The sequence below is a fragment of the Microbacterium sp. AISO3 genome, from assembly GCF_002204305.1.
GTDB lineage: Bacteria > Actinomycetota > Actinomycetes > Actinomycetales > Microbacteriaceae > Microbacterium > Microbacterium arborescens.
Genome location: NZ_NHRF01000006.1, coordinates 17874 through 34413, shown reverse-complemented (window position 1 = coordinate 34413; position 16540 = coordinate 17874). Strand labels below are relative to the sequence as shown.

The window sequence follows — 16540 nt, the reverse complement described above, 5'->3', positions numbered from 1 at the left end:
AGAGCTCGTCAACCGTTCGAGAGAAAGCCAGCGGCTGTTCGGCTGTTCGCGGGCGGGATGAGTCCCCGGGCCGTGGAGCGATCAAGATCGAGAGTGCTGTTCCTCGGGCGCGGCGCGACGGGCCCAGGTGATCCGGAAAAGTAGTCGTCGGTTGAGACGGGCGAGACGCGATCCGGATGCGCGTCGCAAGCCACGAACACCTCGCGGGCTACGTCGAACCAGCTCAGCGCGTCGCCGCTCGACGACAGGTTGTAGACGCCGTACTCAGCACCCGTCTCGAGGAGGTGCCGGATGCCGCGCGCGATGTCATCGGTGAACGTCAGGCGCCCGATCTGGTCGTCGACGACCTTGGGGTCGATACCCCGCTCGGCGAGCGAGGCCATCGTGCGCACGAAGTTGTTGCCGTCGCCGATCACCCAGCTGGTGCGGACGATGTAATGACGGGGAACGACCGATACGACGGCATCCCCGGCGGCCTTCGTCTGCCCGTAGACGCCGAGGGGTGACACGGGATCGTTCTCGGTGTAGGCGCCGTCCTTCGTTCCATCGAACACGTAGTCGCTCGAGACGTGGACGAGAGTGATGCCGTTCACCCTCGCGATGCGCGCCAGCGCGGCGACCGCGGTGACGTTGGCCGCCCAGGCGTCGACGCGCCCCTCGGGGGTCTCGGCGAGGTCGACCTTGGTGTACGCGGCAGCGTTGATGATCGTGCTGTAGTCGCGCCACCGACGCGCGGAGGCGAGGTCGGGCGACGTCAGGTCGAGCTCGTCCCGTCCCGCGTACTCCATCCAGGGGTGATCGCCGAACTCGGCGCGCAGTGCCCGGCCGAGCTGGCCGTTCGCTCCGGTCACCAGGATGCGCTTGGGCGGCATCGGAACCACATCGGAAAGACGCGGGTGGTTCTTGTCCTTCTCACTGATCTCGACCTGATCGAGCGGGATTGGCCACTCGATCGCGGCGGTCTCGTCAGCGAGATTCAGGAAGGTGTAGGTCGCATCGGGCGACCAGTGGTCGTTCACGAGGTACGTGTAAGCGGTGTCGGGCTCGAGCGTCTGATACGAGTTCCCGACGCCGCGCGGGACGAAGATCGCTCGCGAGGGGTCGAGCTCAGCGGTGTAGACGGCCCCGAAGGTCGGCCCCTCGCGAAGGTCGACCCAAGCGCCGAAGATGCGGCCCGTGGCGACGGAGACATACTTGTCCCAGGGTTCGGCGTGGATGCCGCGGGTCGTGCCCACCGCGTCGTTGAACGAGATGTTGTTCTGCAGCGGGCCGAAGTCGGGCAGGTCGATGCCCGCTGCGGTCATCTTCTCGCGCTGCCAGTTCTCCTTGAACCAGCCGCGAGAGTCGCCGTGCACGGGGAGGTCGAGGACGATGAGCCCCGGGATGGGGGTCTCGGTGACTGTGAGCGTCTTGCCGAACTCGATCGACATGGGTCACTGCCCCTTCGAGGCGTAGAAGGCTTCGACGCCGTCTTTTGCGGGCGCCCACCAGTCCTCGTTGTCTCGGTACCAGTCGATGGTCGCTGTCAGGCCGGCCTCGAAGTCTTGGTAGCGGGGTGTCCAGCCGAGTTCGGTGCGGAGCTTGGTGGAGTCGATCGCGTAGCGGAGGTCGTGTCCGGGGCGGTCGGTGACGTGGTCGTACGCGTCGGTGGGGTTGCCGGTGAGGGCGAGGATGAGCTCGACGACGGTCTTGTTGTCCTTCTCGCCGTCGGCGCCGATGAGGTACGTCTCGCCGATGACGCCGCGGTCGAGGATCGTCAGCACGGCCGAGGAGTGGTCGTCGGCGTGAATCCAGTCGCGGACGTTCTCGCCCTTGCCGTAGAGCTTGGGGCGGATGCCGCGCAGGACGTTGGTGATCTGGCGGGGGATGAACTTCTCGACGTGCTGATACGGCCCGTAGTTGTTCGAGCAGTTGCTGATCGTCGCTTTCACCCCGAACGAACGCACCCAGGCGCGCACGAGCAGGTCGGAACCGGCCTTGGTGCTGCTGTAGGGCGAGGACGGGTTGTACGGGGTGGACTCGGTGAACCGTGCCGGGTCGTCGAGCTCGAGGTCGCCGTACACCTCGTCGGTGGAGATGTGGTGGAACCGCTTGTCGTGCTTGCGTGCTGCCTCGAGCAGCGTGTACGTGCCGACGATGTTGGTGTCGAGGAAGGGACGCGGGTCGTGCAGGGAGTTGTCGTTGTGCGACTCGGCCGCGTAGTGCACGACCGCGTCGACCTGCCCGAACAGCTCGTCCACGAGCGCGGCGTCGGCGATGTCGCCCTCGACCAGACGCACCCGGTCCTCGGGCAGGCCCGCCAGGGATGCGGCGTTGCCCGCATAGGTGAGCTTGTCGAGCACGATCACCGAATGATCGGTGTTGCCGACGACGTGGTGAACGAAGTTCGAACCGATGAACCCGGCACCGCCGGTCACGAGAAGCGTTCCCATCAGCGTCCCCTCTCCAAAATCTCCAACAGATATGTGCCGTACCCGGACTTCACGAGCTTCGTCGCGCGCTCGCGCAGCTCATCGTCGGTGAGGAACCCCTGCCGCCAGGCCACCTCCTCGGGAACGCCGATACGCAGACCCGTCCGCCGCTCCATCGTCCGGACGTAGTCGGCAGCGTCGGTCATCTGGTCGAAGGTGCCCGTGTCGAGCCAGGCGGTGCCGCGGGGGAGGACCTCGACCTGCAGCTTGCCCCGTTCGAGGTAGGCGCTGTTGATGTCGGTGATCTCGTACTCGCCGCGGGGCGAGGGCTCGAGGTTGCGGGCGATGTCGATCACATCGTTGTCGTAGAAGTACAGACCCGGCACCGCGTAGTTGCTTTTGGGTGCGGCGGGCTTCTCCTCCAACGACACAGCACGCCCGGTGCCGTCGAACTCGACGACACCGTACGCCGCCGGTTCCGCCACCCAGTACGCGAAGACAGCGCCGCCGTCGACGTCCGCGTAGCGCTTGAGCTGCGAACCGAGGCCGGGGCCATACAGGAGGTTGTCGCCGAGGACGAGGGCGACCTTCTCTCCGCCGATGAAATCCGCGCCGATCGTGAACGCTTGCGCCAGCCCGTCCGGGGAGGGCTGCTGCGCGAACGTCAGCGAGATCCCGAGCTGCGACCCGTCTCCCAGCAGCCGCTCGAAGAACGGCGCATCATGCGGTGTCGTGATGATCAGGATGTCGCGGATCCCCGCGAGCATCAGCGTCGACAACGGGTAGTAGACCATCGGCTTGTCGTACACCGGGATGAGCTGCTTCGAGACGCCCAAGGTGATCGGATGCAGCCGCGTGCCTGAGCCGCCGGCGAGAATGATGCCCTTCACCCGACCATCGTGGCATAGGTGCCCTGAGCCCCAGAGCTCACAGAATGCCGAAGGTATCATCTGGGAGGTAATCGCAGTCGAGAGGCACCACGTTTTGAGTTTCCTAGCCTTGATCCCTCCCGTCCTCGCGGGTCTCTTCGTGCTCTGGGCAGTGGGTGGCTTCCTCTCCTGGTCCGTGGGGTTGCGCGGCTTCTGGGCCGTCGCCGCAGCCCCGGCGTTTGCGACGACCCTCATCTCGGGCACCGCCGTTGTGGCGTCGTGGGTCGGCGTGCCTTTCTCAGTGCTTCCGGTCGTGGTCATGACGGGCATCGTCGGAGCAGCTATCGTCGCCAGTCGCCGCATGCTGCGCGCGCGGGCCGCGGACGTGCGTCCCTCTGCGCATGATGCGAACTCTCCCGGCCGCCGCGCCGCGACGATGACCGTCGTCGCGGTCGCTGTCGCCGTCGTCGTGCTCTCGATACGGGTGATGCAGATCGTCCAGGCGCCGGAGAACATCTCGCAGACGTTCGACAACATCTTCCACCTCAACGGAGTGCGGTACGTCCTTACCGAGAACGATGCGTCCTCGCTCCGTCTGGGTTACATGACCAGCCCTGACGGCTCGTTGCCGTTCTACCCCGCTGCGTGGCATGGTCTGGTCGCGCTGACGGTACAGATCAGCGGCGCATCGATCCCGGTCAGCGTCACTGCGACGACCCTGATCATCAGCGCCGTCATCTGGCCCATCTCAGCGGTGGGCCTGGTCCGGACGCTCTTCGGCCCGGCCGCGCGCTACAGCGTGGCCGCTGCGCTGATCGCGGCGTCGCTGCCGGGGTTTCCGATTCTCCTGATGGACTACGGCGTGCTCTATCCGCTGCAGCTCAGTCTGGCTCTCTTGCCCGTCGCGCTCGCGGCGACCGTCAGGGCGCTGGGCATCGTCAGCGGGGGCCCGCCATTCGAATGGGGCTGGTGGGTGCTCATCCTCGTCGGCGTCCTGCCCGGTCTGACACTCGCGCACCCGGGGGGTTTCGTCGCCTGGATGGTCTTGTCATGCCCAGCCGTGGCGGTGGCGGTCGTCCGTCGTGCGCGTCGTAGCACGACCCCGGCGGGACGCGCTGGCGTGGTCGCCCTGGCGGTGGCCTACGTGGGTGTGTGCATCCTCCTGCTCAACATCCTGCGGCCCCCGGAGGAGGCTCGCGGGTGGCCCTTGCAGATGAGGATGCGTGACGCCGTCTTCCAGGGGGCGACGATCTCGATGTGGTACCTGCTCCCCGCTGTCGTTGCCGCGCTGTGCGTCGTCGCGGGCATCGTCTGGGCGTTCGTGGACCGAACCGCGCCAACCATCGTCGCCCTGGCGATGTACCTCGTGGGCTTCGGACTGTTCTTCACGGTCGCGTCTCTGCCATGGGCAGACGTCCGCGACCTGCTGACGGGCAGCTGGTACAACAATCTGCCGCGTTTGGTCGCGGTCTTCAGTGTCGCTCTCCTCCCGCTCGCCGCGTTCGGTGCGGCCCGTTCCTGGACGGCCGTGGGCCGTGTGCTCGACGGGCGCCGTGCGGCCCCCACGCTCCGTCCACTGCTGGCTCTCGCCGCTTCCGCTGCGCTTCTGCTCGGCCTACAGATGGATGGCGCGATGAACCGCGCCGTCGAGTGGGCGTCGCCGCTCTATCGCGTGGACGACTCGTCGCCGCTTCTGTCATCAGATGAGTACGCCCTTCTCGAGCGTCTGCCCGAGGAGGTCCCGCCGGGCGTGGCGGTCGCGGGAAGCGTCTGGACGGGGGCATCCCTCGCCTCGGCGTTGGCGGATCGTCCGGTGCTGATGCCGCACACGCTGATGCAGATATCGGAGGAGGTCGCGACGATCAACGACGGGCTGCGGGACGCGGAGCCCGGCGACCCCGTCTGCCAAGCGCTGGAGGCCCTCGACGTCGGATTCGTGCTCGACTTCGGGAGCCGTGAGATACACGGCGGACAGCACGACTTCCCGGGCTTGGACGACCTCGCGGATTCGTCTGCGGTCAAGCTCGTCGATGAAGAGGGAGATGCTCGTCTCTACCAGGTCGTCGCCTGCGGACGGTCCTGAGGGTGTCGGTAGACTGGGTGGACTATGACGGTTGAATCCGAGTCCGTGCTGGTCATCGTGCCCGCATGGAATGAGCAGCACAACGTCGGAGACACCGTTCGCGAGATCCGCGAGGCGGATGCCAAATATCACGTGGCAGTGATCGACGACGGTTCCATCGACCGCACTGGTGAGGTCGCACGCGCGGCCGGCGCCACAGTTCTGACGCTCCCTTTCAACCTCGGCGTCGGCGGCGCCATGAGAGCCGGCTTCACTTATGCGCAGCGGCAGGGTTTCCAACGCGCCATCCAGGTGGACGCTGACGGTCAGCACAATCCGGCAGACATCGCGCGAGTGCTCGAGGGGCTCGAGAAGGCCGACATATCCATCGGCGCGCGTTTCAGCGATGTCGGCGACTACGAGGTACGCGGCCCGCGCAAGTGGGCGATGCGATTCCTCGCGAGCGTCCTCTCCCGCGTGGCCAAGACCCGGTTGACGGACGTCACGAGCGGTTTCCGTGCTGCCAACGCGCGAGCGATCGATCAGTACGTCCGCTACTATCCCGCCGAGTATCTCGGGGACACCCTCGATTCTCTCGTGGCGGCCTGCCACGCGGGACTCACAGTCACGCAGGTGCCGGTTGCCATGCGCCCCCGCCGTCACGGTAAGCCGAGTCAGGGCCCCGTCGGCTCGGCCGTCTACCTGCTGCGCTCTGTGTTCGCGCTGCAGCTCGCGATCATGCGCAGGCCGGGTATGACCAATCCGGAACAGGAGGCCTGACATGATCGTCATCTTCGGGATCGCTCTGGCCATCGTGATCGTGATCGTGGTCACGTGGATGCTGCTCACACGCCGGCTCCGCGAGAAGTACGCCGCGCTCTGGCTTGTGATCGCCCTCGCGGTGCTGATTCTCGGAATCTTCCCTCAGCTGCTCGACGGTTTGACGAATCTCCTCGGCGTTCAAGTGCCGGCAAACCTCCTTTTCGCCATGGCGATCGTGCTCCTCCTCGGCGTCTCTTTGCATCTGTCCTGGGAGCTTTCTCAGGCTGAGGACGAGATCCGTCGAACGGCCGAAGAGGTCGCCATCCTGCGCGCCCAGCTCGAGACGGTCGATCACCGTTTGGATCGCCTCGATGGACGCGGGAGCGGGGCTCCCGTCAGCGATGACCGAGCCTGAGGTACCTGCGACGGCGCGTTCCGGCCTCACGCTGATCCTCGCTGCGACTGTCATCGCCGGCGCGGCGGGCTATGGGATCCAGGCCGTCGTCCCGGCGCTGAGCTCGCGGGACGACTACATCACCTTCGGCATCGCATGGTCGGCGATGTTCCTGATCGCCGCCGGTGTCGCGGGTGTGCAGCAGGAGATCACCCGTGCGGCATCTCCGCGTGGAAAAGCGCCGTCGGCGACTCGTGCGCTGACGCGGTTCTCGCTCGGCGCGGCCGGTGTCTTCGTCGCTCTCGTACTGGGGTCCTCGTTCTTCTGGGCGCCGAGCGCCTTCGGCGCGCGTGCCGCGGAGTTCGTTCCGAGCATCCTCGTCGGCACCGCGGCCTACACGTTCGTCGCGGTGCTGAGCGGCGTCTTCTACGGCGCTCGCCGGTGGCGCTCCGCGGCCGGAATGACAGTGGCGGACTCGCTCCTGCGTCTCGTCGCAGTCTTCGCCGTCATGCTGATGGGGCTTTCCGGCGCCGCGTACGCCTGGGCGATAGCGCTACCCTTCGCAGCTGCGTTCGTGCTTCTGTGGTTCCTCGACGGGCGCCGTGCCGCGCAGTCCGTACGTATCGACGGCTCCGTCATGCAGCTGGGACGTCACAGCGTGAGCACCGTCGGCGCGGCGCTGGCTACGGGCGTCATGATCAGCGGGCTTCCACTCGTACTCGGCGTCACCTCGTCCGGTTTGGGGGCACGCGATCTCGCGGCGCTGATCCTGGTCATAACGCTCACTCGCGCGCCGCTCGTGATTCCGCTGATGGCTCTCCAGAGCTACCTCGTCGTCACCTTTCGCGATCGTCCCGACCTCGCCGCTCGTCGCACGCTGGCATGGGGGGCCGTCCTGATCGTGGTGACCGTTCTTCTGTCCGCGGCCAGCGTCGTCGTGGGGCCGTGGGTGATCGAGCTGCTCTACCAGGGCAGATACAGCCTGGCGCCCGCCATGTACAGCCTCGTGATCGCGAGCGCAGGCCTGACCGCACTGCTATGCCTGACCGGGCCTGCGGCCCTGGCCCGAGGGCGTCATCGTCTCTACGTGGCGGGGTGGGGTGTGTCGTCCCTCGTCCTGCTCCTGGGCCTCGGGGTCGTACCCTCTCAGGTGGGCGCGACGGTCAGCGTGATAGCCGCCGCACCCGTCATCGGCGTCGCCATCCACCTGTGGGCGCTTCGCGGTGCCCCGGTTCCGGTTCAGACCGCGGGCGACTGACGCCCGAGCGCTCGGTCGAACGATTGCAGGGTTGCTGAGGCGCTGCGGACCCAGGTGAACTCGCCCGCGCGCGCCCTTCCCGCCTCTGACATCCCAGCTTGGATGTCGGGGTCGCCGCTGACCCGGGTCATCAGTTCGGCGAGCCCCGCATGGTCATCTGGCGAGAAATAGAGCGCAGCCTCCCCACCGACGTACCGATGGACGCGGATGTCGCTCAGCAGGACGGGGATCCCCTGCGCCATCGCCTCGAGCGTGGGGAGAGAGAATCCTTCCGCGCGCGACGGGATCGCCAGGGCCGCGGCGGTCGCATAGAGGCGCGCCACCTCCTCGTCGTCGACCCAGCCGCGAAGCTCGACATCGGCGGTAACACCGAGGCGCTGGACGAGGGGGGCGAGGGGGTCCTCTCCGCGGCCGCCGGTGATCACGATCCGGGGCCGGCGGGGCTCATCGATCAGCGCCACGGCGTGAATCAGCGCCTCCCAGTTCTTGTGTGGACGCCGATTTCCCATAGCGATGATCAGCGGGCGTCCCTCGGGGACAGGGCGTCGCGGCGTCGCGCGAGGAGGCGGCCCGGCCAGCGGGATGACGTCGAGTCGGTCGGAGGGGACGGAAAGGTACTTCTGAATCTCATCTGCCGACGCAGGACTGATGGTGATCACTCGCTCGGCGTTACGAGCAGCAACCTTCTCCATCCACTTCACGGGGCCGGTGTAAAGCGGAGTCGACATGTACTCGGGGTGGCTCCAGTAGAGCATGTCGTGAATGGTGAGGACGGTGGGCATCGTCGTCTTGCGTGGTCCGAGCGATGCCGGCGCGTGTACGAGGTCCGCGCCATGCGCCTTCGCGGCGCGGCCGACGGCCATCAGTTCGCCTCGGGCCCACGCGAATCGGTTCTCGCCGCTGATACCGGAGTCGATGACCTCGCCCGGGAACCACGACATGTCGAGTCTCGCGCCCTCCGAACTCGCGAACGCGATGAACTCGAAGTCGCGCCTCATTCCACCGATGGCCCGGTACAGCTCGCGGGCGTATGTCTCCATACCTCCCTTGGTGCCGGTGTAAGACAGGAGATCGACGAGGACGAGGGGCATGACAGGTCAGGTTAGCAAGCTGGTCTCTGCCCGCGGAATCGCGTCAGGGGGCCAGCACGTGTGCCAGCGTCGAGCGCGTCCCCGCCGCGGTACCCTTCGCCACGACGGCCGGCAGCGCTGCGACGGCGTGCAGTCGTGAAATGAACCGAAGCTTGGCGACGCGGCGTGTGCGGAGCCACCCCTGCTTTCCGGCGAGATCGGCGGCGAGGCGGTAGTACTCCCGCTCGACGCGGAATCGTTCGCCGTCGAGAAGCGCCCGCTGCGACGCAGACGCATCGTGGCGGCGGTACTGGAACGCGGGCGCTGGATTGTATGCAAGAGTCCCCCCCGCGAAAGCTATGTCCATGAGCAGGCCCAGATCCTGGATCACGGGGAGGCCGTCGCGGAAGTCGATGCGGCGCAGCGTCTCGGCGCGGAATGTCAGGGAGGGCCAGTACAGCCAGTCGCCGCGGATGAGGCTCGTCGCCATGTGCTCCGACGCGAGCACAGCGATGCCGCGAGATGTGCGGGGCGCCAGGAGTCGTTGCTTGACACGATCCACGAGTGGGAAAGCGAGCTCGCCGTTCTCATCGATGACATCCACGCCCGGCTGGATCACGTCGGCATGGGGTACGGCATCGATGGTGCGGGTCACCACGTCCACGTACGTCGGTAGAAGCAGATCGTCGCACCCGAGGATCGAGAGGTGAGTCCCGGTGGCGCGCCGCACCGATTCGCGGAAGTTCTCCGTGATGCCCAGATTCTTCTCATTGCGGACGTAGGAGATCCGGTCATCGGTCTCATGCGCGAAGTGCTGGGCCACCGAGGGGTCCGGGTAACAGTCATCGATGATCGTGAGACGCCAGTCCGGGTTGTTCTGCGCCCGGACGGAGTCGACGGTCTGGTAGAGGAGCGCGGGGTCTCCCCAGAAGGGGATGAAGATCTCGAGAGTCATGACTCGTCCAGGTTACGGAACGCGGCGCCGATAGACTCGTTCTCCGGCTGGATCCTCTGCCATCACTTGCCCGCCCTACGAAAGCGCCTCATGGATCTCCTCATCGTCGGTTCCGGATTCTTCGGTCTCACCATCGCCGAGCGTGCCGCGGCATCCGGTCGCAAGGTGACGGTCATCGACCGACGTCACCACATCGGCGGCAACGCCTACACCGAGAACGAGCCGACTACCGGCATCGAGGTCCACAAGTACGGGGCCCACCTGTTCCACACCTCGAACGCTACGGTGTGGGAGTACGTCAACCGCTTCACGCAGTTCACGAACTACGTCCACCGCGTCTACACGACCCACAAGGGCGTCGTGTACCCGCTTCCGATCAACCTCGGAACGATCAACCAGTTCTTCCAGGCGGCGTACACGCCCGGTGAGGCACGCAACCTCATCCAGGAGCTCGCGGGCGAGTTCGACCCGAAGCAGGCGAACAACCTCGAGGAACGCGCCATCGGTCTGATCGGCCGTCCGCTGTACGAGGCGTTCATCCGGGACTACACCGCGAAGCAGTGGCAGACCGATCCGAAGGAGCTTCCGGCCGAGATCATCTCGCGCCTGCCGGTCCGCTACACCTACGACAACCGCTACTTCAACGACACCTGGGAAGGCCTTCCGGTCGACGGCTACACCGCCTGGCTCGAGCGCATGGCCGACCACGCGAACATCGAGGTAAAGCTGAGCACCGACTTCTTCGACGAGTCGCAGCCGCTGAACAAGAAGGCGACCGTCGGCCAGGTCCCGATCGTCTACACCGGCCCCGTCGACCGCTACTTCGACTACACGGAGGGCGAGCTGTCGTGGCGCACCCTCGACTTCGAGCAGGACGTCCTCGACATCCCGGACTTCCAGGGCACGAGCGTGATGAACTACGCCGACGCCGATGCGCCGTACACCCGCATCCACGAGTTCAAGCACTTCCACCCGGAGCGCGCCGACCGGTACCCGACGGACAAGACGGTCATCGTGCGGGAGTACTCGCGCTTCGCGACCCGCGCCGACGAGCCGTACTATCCGGTGAACACGGCCGAGGATCGCGCCGGGCTGCTGGCATACCGCGATCTCGCCAAGGGGGAGCAGGACGTCCTCTTCGGCGGCCGCCTGGGCACCTACCAGTACCTCGACATGCACATGGCCATCGGCTCGGCGCTGTCGATGTGGAACAACCAGCTGGCGTGACCGCGGTCGACGCTCCGTCGCCGACGACGCGGAGAGCCGCCTCCGCTGCGAACAGGCGGCGACGCGACATCGATGGACTACGGGCCTTCGCGATCGTCCTGGTCGTCGTGTACCACGTATGGCTCGGGCGGGTCTCGGGCGGCGTCGACGTCTTCCTTCTCATCTCGGCGTACTTTCTGACCGCGTCGTTCGTGGCGCGATCAACATCGCTCGCACCGATCGATCTGCTGAGATTCTGGGCGCGTCGCTTCGCGCGCCTTCTGCCAGCCGCGGCGGTGACGATCCTCGGAGTACTGCTGTTCACCTTCGTCGTCCTGCCTGGTTCGCAATGGCGTCAGATCTGGACCGAAGCGTGGTCGTCGTTGTTCTATGTCCAGAACCGCGCACTGACGGCGTCCGCCGTGGACTACTACGCCAGGACGTCGATCTTCCCGAGTGCTCTGCAGCACTTCTGGTCCCTCTCGGTCCAGGGCCAGGTGTTCATCCTCTGGCCCGTTCTCGTCCTGCTCGCTGTCGTCGTCGCGCGGTGGATCCGCCGTCCGGTGCGCCCGATTCTCATCGCCGGCTTCGGGCTGACCTTCTGCGTCTCACTCGCATACTCGGTGCACCTGACGGCGTCGGACCAGCAGGCTGCCTATTTCAGCGTGCCGGCCCGGCTGTGGGAGTTCGCGCTTGGCTCACTGGCCGCTCTCCTGCTTCCGTGGGTCCGGCTGCCACGGTCGTGGGCCGGCGTCGTGGGCTGGATCGGGATCGGCGCGCTCATTGCCTGCGGCATCGTCCTCGACGTGGGTGCGGGCTTTCCGGGCGTCGCCGCGTTGTGGCCCACACTGGCGGCCGTCCTCATCATCGTCGCGGGGCAGTCGCGGCGCCCCGGTTCCGCTTCGCGGTGGCTCGGTTCCCGTCCGATGGTCTGGATCGGCGGAATCGCTTACGCGCTCTATCTCGTGCATTGGCCGATTCTTGTGGCGTACATGACCCTCACCGACGCGACGACCGTGGACGCCGTCGGCGGGCTCGTCGTCATCGTCGCCTCCGTTGCCGCTGCTGTGCTCCTCGCTTACGGCGTGGAGCGACCCCTCGCCCGCCTGCTGACCAGTGGGCGGCGAAGCCTCGCCGTCATCGGCGCAGCGGTTCTCGCCGTCGCCCTCCCTCTGGGTACCTGGCAGGCGGGTGAGAGCATCCGGGTCGCCTCGTACGATCCGCAGGAGAACCCCGGTGCACACGTGCTGATGCCGTGGCTCGGCGTGACGGCCGTCGAGGGGGCTCCGGTCCGGCCGGTCAGCACGCGGTTGAGCGAGGAATGGGTCGCGCTCGACGGCCCCTGCACGGATGCGATCCGGCCTGCCGGCGCGCTGGCCGCAGCGACGTGCGTTCAGACGGGCACGAACCCGGACGCGCCCCTGTTCCTCGTGGTCGGGGACTCCCACGCGCAGCAGTGGATGGGGGCGATCCTCCCGGTCCTGGAGGACGCCGGGTGGAACATCGTCGCTCTGCTGCGAGGGGGATGCTCGTTCGCGCCTGATGAGGACGCGAACGATGAATGTGCCCAGTGGCGTGAGGAAGCCCGGGCGTATGCCGAAAGCCAGCCCGCGGACGTCGTCATGCTGATGGGCACGAAAGCGTCGCCGTCGTCGCCCGGGGAACGTCGGCCCCTCGGCCTCGAACGCCCGGTCACCAGTATCGCCGCCAGCGGCTCCCAGGTGCTGCTCGTGCGCGACAACCCCCGCTACGACTTCGACATGTACGGATGCCTCGAGGCTTCGGCGTCCGTCTCCGACTGCGCCATGCCGGTTGACGCCGTGATGAGCCCGGAGAACCCGGCCCTCGGACTCACCGAGGCGGGCAGCGTCTACGTGCTCGATCTGTCCGAGTACCTGTGCCCGGATGGAGTGTGTCTGCCTGCCATCGGGAACGTCGCCGTCTACATCGACGACAATCACTTGACTGCGTCGTACGCGCAGTCGCTCGCCCCCGCGGTACTCGCCGCATTCCGAGGGATGCCCGGTGTTCCGCTCGGGTGAAGTGGGCGCCGTAGGATCGAACGCGTGAGTCCCGCCGTCGTCGGCGCCCCCGGATCGCCGCGGCGCTACTTCCACTCTCTGTGGCTGCTGTCGGCGCGCGACCTGCGGGTGCGGTACTCCACGAGCGCGCTCGGGTACCTGTGGTCGGTCCTCGATCCCCTCGTCATGAGCGGAATCTACTGGTTCGTCTTCACGCAGGTCTTCCATCGGGATGTCGGCGAGAACCCGTACATCGTCTTTCTCATCACCGCTCTGCTGCCCTGGGTGTGGTTCAACTCGGCGGTCACCGACTTCACGCGCGCCTTCAACAAGGACGCGCGACTGGTGCGGTCGACCTCCATCCCTCGCTCGATCTGGGTGGGACGCATCGTTCTGAGCAAGGGCATCGAGTTCCTCTTCTCGCTCCCGGTGCTCGCGATGTTCGCGATCTTCGGCGGTGCGACGGTGAACCCGGCTCTTCTGCTGTTCCCGGTGGCCGTCGTGCTGCAGGTGATCCTGCTGCTGGGATTGGGGCTCATCGTCGCCCCGCTCTGCGTCCTCTGGGGCGATCTGGAGCGCACCACGCGGCTCGTCCTCCGTGCGCTCTTCTACGCTTCGCCGATCATCTACGGCGTGGCCGACCTGCCCGGCGTCTTCAAGGAACTCGGGGCGTTCAATCCGCTGGCCGGTATCTTCACGCTCTACCGCGTGGGGTTCTTCCCCGATCAATGGGACACGCTGTCGGTGATCGTCGGGGCGGTCACCAGCATCCTGATCTTCGGGCTCGGCCTCCTCGTGTTCTCACGCCTCGAGCGTCCGGTGCTGAAGGAGCTGTGATGACGGGACTCGCGATCGAGGTGCGCGACCTCGGCGTCCGTTTCCGCCGCAACCGGCGCGGGCGACGCAACGTGAAGGATCTGTTCGGCGGTGCGTCCCGCCGCAGCAGACCGGGCGAGTTCTGGGCGCTTCGGGATGTCTCGTTCTCGGTCGAGCCGGGCGAGTCGATCGGCGTCGTCGGGCGCAACGGGCAGGGCAAGTCCACGCTCCTCAAGCTCGTCGCCGGCGTCCTGCTGCCGGATGAGGGTCGTGTCGAGGTGCACGGCGGCGTCGCACCGCTGATCGAGATCACGGGCGGCTTCGTGGGCGACCTCACCGTGCGGGAGAACGTCCGCCTCACAGCCGGTTTGCACGGGATGTCGAAGGCCGAGGTCAACCGCCGATTCGATGACATCATCCAGTTCGCCGAGATCGCGGACTTCGTCGACACCCCGTACAAGCATCTCTCGAACGGTATGAAGGTACGCCTGGCGTTCTCCGTGGTGTCGCAGCTCGACGAACCGATCCTCCTCGTCGACGAGGTGCTCGCGGTCGGCGACCGGGCATTCCGCGCCAAGTGCTACAAGCGCATCGACGAGCTGCTCGCCGAGGGGCGGACGCTGTTCTTCGTCAGCCACAACGAGAAGGACCTGCGACGTTTCTGCACGCGCGGCCTGTACCTCGACAAGGGCGCTCTGGTCCTCGACGGGCCGATCGGCGACGTGCTCGACCGGTACAACGCGGACCACAACGGCGGGGTTTAGTCCCGCGCGTCGCGCCCGAAGATCTTCTCCCAGTTGGATGCAGACGTGATTTCGGGGAGCGCGCCTCGATACTCGGCGGCCAGACGAGCCCAATTGCGCCGAAGCCGAGCGTGCAAGCGGATGCTGTCTACGAGGAGCCCTCGGAATCGCGCCCGGTCCCGGGTGTAGACGTTCTTGCCGGAGCCATCGGCCGCGCTCACGAGAGCGCTGTCGTAGCGGGGCACGCGCCACCAGTTGGCGTCACCCTTACCGAACTCCACCTCGGGCTGCGAAACATTCTCCGGGCGCGGCTCATGGAACCAGTGCGCCACGACCGTGCTCAGCGTGAACCACCGAAGGGCCAGGCCCTTCGGGCTGTCGAAGACATTGCGACGGTATCGGCGGAAGACCTGCCGGCCCCGTCGCGAGCGCAGCGGAACACCTGTTTCACGGTGAATGACGGTCTCGGGGAACCGCGCCGCGAGTGCCCGCGCATCAGGCATCGCGGTGGCGATGTTCTCCCCCATATGGCGCGGTCCGCGCAAAACGTCGCGGAGTGCTCGGTTGCGGAGTGCGACCGGGTAGTACTGCATCATCAGGAGATGCTTGAGGTCGACCCGTCTGCTGTGACGGAGCAGAGTGCCGCCGCCGGCGGAACGCGAGTGCAGGAGCGCTGCGACGATGCGGTTGCGAGCGTGGAAGTACGCCTGCCAGTCGATGGAGTCGTCCTTGCCCGCCCATGAGACATGCCAGAGTGCAACGCCCGGGAGGGAGACCGTCGGATAACCGGCATCGCGTGCCCGCACGCAGTACTCGGCGTCGTCCCACTTGATGAATGCTGGAAGAGCCAACCCGATCTCTCGCAGGATCTCCTTGGGGATCAGACACATCCACCAGCCGTTGTAATCCGCATCCAGCCGCATGTGGAGGATGGGCGACTGGCGAAGATTCGTGACCGAGAAGTCGTGAGGCATCTTCTCTTGGAAAAGATTCCGCCACATGAACGGCTTGTCGTCGACGACCTCCGCCCACGCGTGCAGCTTCGGTCGATCGAGTAGGTCGAACATGTGCGCCCCGACGATCGTGGGCGTCGTCGAGTATCGGCCGAAGATGATGGATCGCCGCAAAGACTCCGGTTCGAGGCGCACATCGTCGTCCAGCAGCTGGACGAAGTCGCTCTCCGGGCGATCGAGGGTTTCCAACATCGCACGCGCGAAACCGCCGGATCCACCCAGATTCGGCTGAGCGATCAGCTGCAGGGTCTCCCCGAGCGCGGCTGAAGCCTCGTCGAAGCCAGCCTCCTCGGAGACGAGCTGGGTGCCCTGGTCGACGAGGAAGATCCGGTCGATCAGCTCGACGACGTCAGGGGAAGCGGCCAGCGCGCTGAGCGTCTGTACGCAGTAATCCGGCTTGTTGTAGGTCGTGATGCCGAGCGAGGCCTTCCCTCGTCGAACCGGCGCATCCGCGGTCGTCCACTCGCCGCCCTGGAACTGCGCGGCCTCCTCGTCTGCGACGATGTCGAACCAGATCCAGCCGCCATCGCTGTACTGATCGAGTGTGAGATGGAAGTCGCTCGCAACAGAGCCGACCACCTCTCGCGTCTCGAGGCGCTGCTTGACGCCGCCGCCGTTCGAACGGTACACGAGGATCGTGGCCGGTCCCGAGGTGCGGACGGTAAGGGTCACCTCGCGTACGGCGGTCCAGTGCTGCCAGTACGAGGCGGGAAAGGCGTTGAAGTACGTGCCGAACGAGACGCGCCGACCGGGAACGATGCGAGCGGTGCGCCGATCGATGATGTTCGCGAGCTGCGCACGAGACGAGACGCGCACGGCTTCCTCGTCGATCTCCGTCCATGTCTCGGGGTCGACGTAGAGCGGAATCAAATCGGGATCCCGTTCGAGCGGAAGCACGACATTCTGCAGAACGTGAGGCAAGGCAACTCCGAACGACGAGGGTGGGGACGACCTCGTGAG

General features: G+C 66.4%; 14 protein-coding genes. 8 read left to right on the top strand and 6 right to left on the bottom strand.

Features of this window, described 5'->3' with window-relative positions; all coding sequences use genetic code 11:
* Nucleotides 1-8 precede the first annotated feature (8 nt).
* Genes CBF90_RS10150 through rfbA form a run of 3 tightly spaced genes read right to left on the bottom strand, consistent with a single transcriptional unit; the run spans nt 9 to nt 3301 of the window.
* Nucleotides 9-1430 (bottom strand): bifunctional dTDP-4-dehydrorhamnose 3,5-epimerase family protein/NAD(P)-dependent oxidoreductase, encoded by a 1422-nt coding sequence (locus CBF90_RS10150; protein WP_088380528.1) that lies wholly within the window; start codon nt 1428-1430, stop codon nt 9-11.
* 3 nt (nt 1431-1433) lie between these two features.
* Complete coding sequence (gene rfbB, locus CBF90_RS10145) at nt 1434-2432, bottom strand: dTDP-glucose 4,6-dehydratase (RefSeq protein ID WP_088380527.1); 999 nt, start codon at nt 2430-2432, stop codon at nt 1434-1436.
* Nucleotides 2432-3301, bottom strand: coding sequence for a glucose-1-phosphate thymidylyltransferase RfbA (gene rfbA, locus CBF90_RS10140; protein WP_023955442.1), 870 nt, complete (start codon nt 3299-3301; stop codon nt 2432-2434). Before rfbA ends, rfbB begins: the two co-directional genes overlap by 1 nt.
* 109 nt (nt 3302-3410) lie before the next feature.
* On the opposite strand from rfbA, the gene CBF90_RS10135 reads away from it, so the two are divergent.
* From CBF90_RS10135 to CBF90_RS10120, 4 genes are read left to right on the top strand one after another with little or no spacing between them, the layout of a single operon-like run.
* Nucleotides 3411-5363, top strand: coding sequence for a DUF6541 family protein (locus tag CBF90_RS10135; protein ID WP_088380526.1), 1953 nt, complete (start codon nt 3411-3413; stop codon nt 5361-5363).
* Nucleotides 5364-5387: 24 nt separating this feature from the next.
* Entirely contained in the window at nt 5388-6122 is a 735-nt protein-coding gene (locus tag CBF90_RS10130; protein ID WP_023955437.1) for a glycosyltransferase family 2 protein, read from the top strand.
* A 1-nt stretch (nt 6123) separates the two neighbouring features.
* The gene (locus tag CBF90_RS10125) at nt 6124-6519 is read left to right on the top strand and encodes a DUF2304 domain-containing protein (RefSeq protein ID WP_023955435.1); all 396 of its coding nucleotides are present in this window, start codon (nt 6124-6126) and stop codon (nt 6517-6519) included.
* Entirely contained in the window at nt 6506-7756 is a 1251-nt protein-coding gene (locus tag CBF90_RS10120) for a hypothetical protein (RefSeq protein ID WP_088380525.1), read from the top strand. Before CBF90_RS10125 ends, CBF90_RS10120 begins: the two co-directional genes overlap by 14 nt.
* On the opposite strand, the gene CBF90_RS10115 is transcribed toward CBF90_RS10120, so the two are convergent.
* Both CBF90_RS10115 and CBF90_RS10110 read right to left on the bottom strand, forming a co-directional pair.
* Entirely contained in the window at nt 7738-8796 is a 1059-nt protein-coding gene (locus CBF90_RS10115) for a glycosyltransferase family 1 protein (RefSeq protein ID WP_267879195.1), read from the bottom strand. The two genes, CBF90_RS10120 and CBF90_RS10115, sit on opposite strands and share 19 nt — an antisense overlap.
* Nucleotides 8797-8890: 94 nt before the next feature.
* Entirely contained in the window at nt 8891-9781 is an 891-nt protein-coding gene (locus CBF90_RS10110; RefSeq protein WP_023955429.1) for a glycosyltransferase, read from the bottom strand.
* 90 nt (nt 9782-9871) lie between these two features.
* Here CBF90_RS10110 and glf point away from each other — a divergent pair, with 90 nt between their 5' ends.
* The 4 genes from glf to CBF90_RS10090 are packed head-to-tail and all read left to right on the top strand — an operon-like array spanning nt 9872 to nt 14588.
* A complete protein-coding gene (gene glf, locus CBF90_RS10105; RefSeq protein ID WP_023955427.1) occupies nt 9872-11008 on the top strand; it encodes a UDP-galactopyranose mutase in 1137 nt (378 codons plus the stop codon).
* Entirely contained in the window at nt 11005-13029 is a 2025-nt protein-coding gene (locus CBF90_RS10100) for an acyltransferase family protein (protein ID WP_172407819.1), read from the top strand. Before glf ends, CBF90_RS10100 begins: the two co-directional genes overlap by 4 nt.
* Before the next feature lie 24 nt (nt 13030-13053).
* Nucleotides 13054-13845, top strand: coding sequence for an ABC transporter permease (locus CBF90_RS10095; RefSeq protein WP_023955423.1), 792 nt, complete (start codon nt 13054-13056; stop codon nt 13843-13845).
* Nucleotides 13845-14588 (top strand): ABC transporter ATP-binding protein, encoded by a 744-nt coding sequence (locus tag CBF90_RS10090; RefSeq protein ID WP_023955421.1) that lies wholly within the window; start codon nt 13845-13847, stop codon nt 14586-14588. Before CBF90_RS10095 ends, CBF90_RS10090 begins: the two co-directional genes overlap by 1 nt.
* Here the strand turns inward: CBF90_RS10090 and CBF90_RS10085 are convergent.
* A complete protein-coding gene (locus CBF90_RS10085; RefSeq protein ID WP_242435655.1) occupies nt 14585-16477 on the bottom strand; it encodes a glycosyltransferase in 1893 nt (630 codons plus the stop codon). The two genes, CBF90_RS10090 and CBF90_RS10085, sit on opposite strands and share 4 nt — an antisense overlap.
* Nucleotides 16478-16540 lie beyond the last annotated feature (63 nt).

What these genes read in the sequence shown, in the direction of transcription:
- rfbB (WP_088380527.1), bottom strand. Translation starts at nt 2,432, where the DNA reads ATGGGAACGCTTCTCGTGACCGGCGGTGCCGGGTTCATCGGTTCGAAC.
- CBF90_RS10150 (WP_088380528.1), bottom strand. Translation starts at nt 1,430, where the DNA reads ATGTCGATCGAGTTCGGCAAGACGCTCACAGTCACCGAGACCCCCATC.
- CBF90_RS10115 (WP_267879195.1), bottom strand. Translation starts at nt 8,796, where the DNA reads ATGGAGACATACGCCCGCGAGCTGTACCGGGCCATCGGTGGAATGAGG.
- CBF90_RS10130 (WP_023955437.1), top strand. Translation starts at nt 5,388, where the DNA reads ATGACGGTTGAATCCGAGTCCGTGCTGGTCATCGTGCCCGCATGGAAT.
- glf (WP_023955427.1), top strand. Translation starts at nt 9,872, where the DNA reads ATGGATCTCCTCATCGTCGGTTCCGGATTCTTCGGTCTCACCATCGCC.
- CBF90_RS10125 (WP_023955435.1), top strand. Translation starts at nt 6,124, where the DNA reads ATGATCGTCATCTTCGGGATCGCTCTGGCCATCGTGATCGTGATCGTG.
- CBF90_RS10110 (WP_023955429.1), bottom strand. Translation starts at nt 9,781, where the DNA reads ATGACTCTCGAGATCTTCATCCCCTTCTGGGGAGACCCCGCGCTCCTC.
- CBF90_RS10120 (WP_088380525.1), top strand. Translation starts at nt 6,506, where the DNA reads ATGACCGAGCCTGAGGTACCTGCGACGGCGCGTTCCGGCCTCACGCTG.
- CBF90_RS10090 (WP_023955421.1), top strand. Translation starts at nt 13,845, where the DNA reads ATGACGGGACTCGCGATCGAGGTGCGCGACCTCGGCGTCCGTTTCCGC.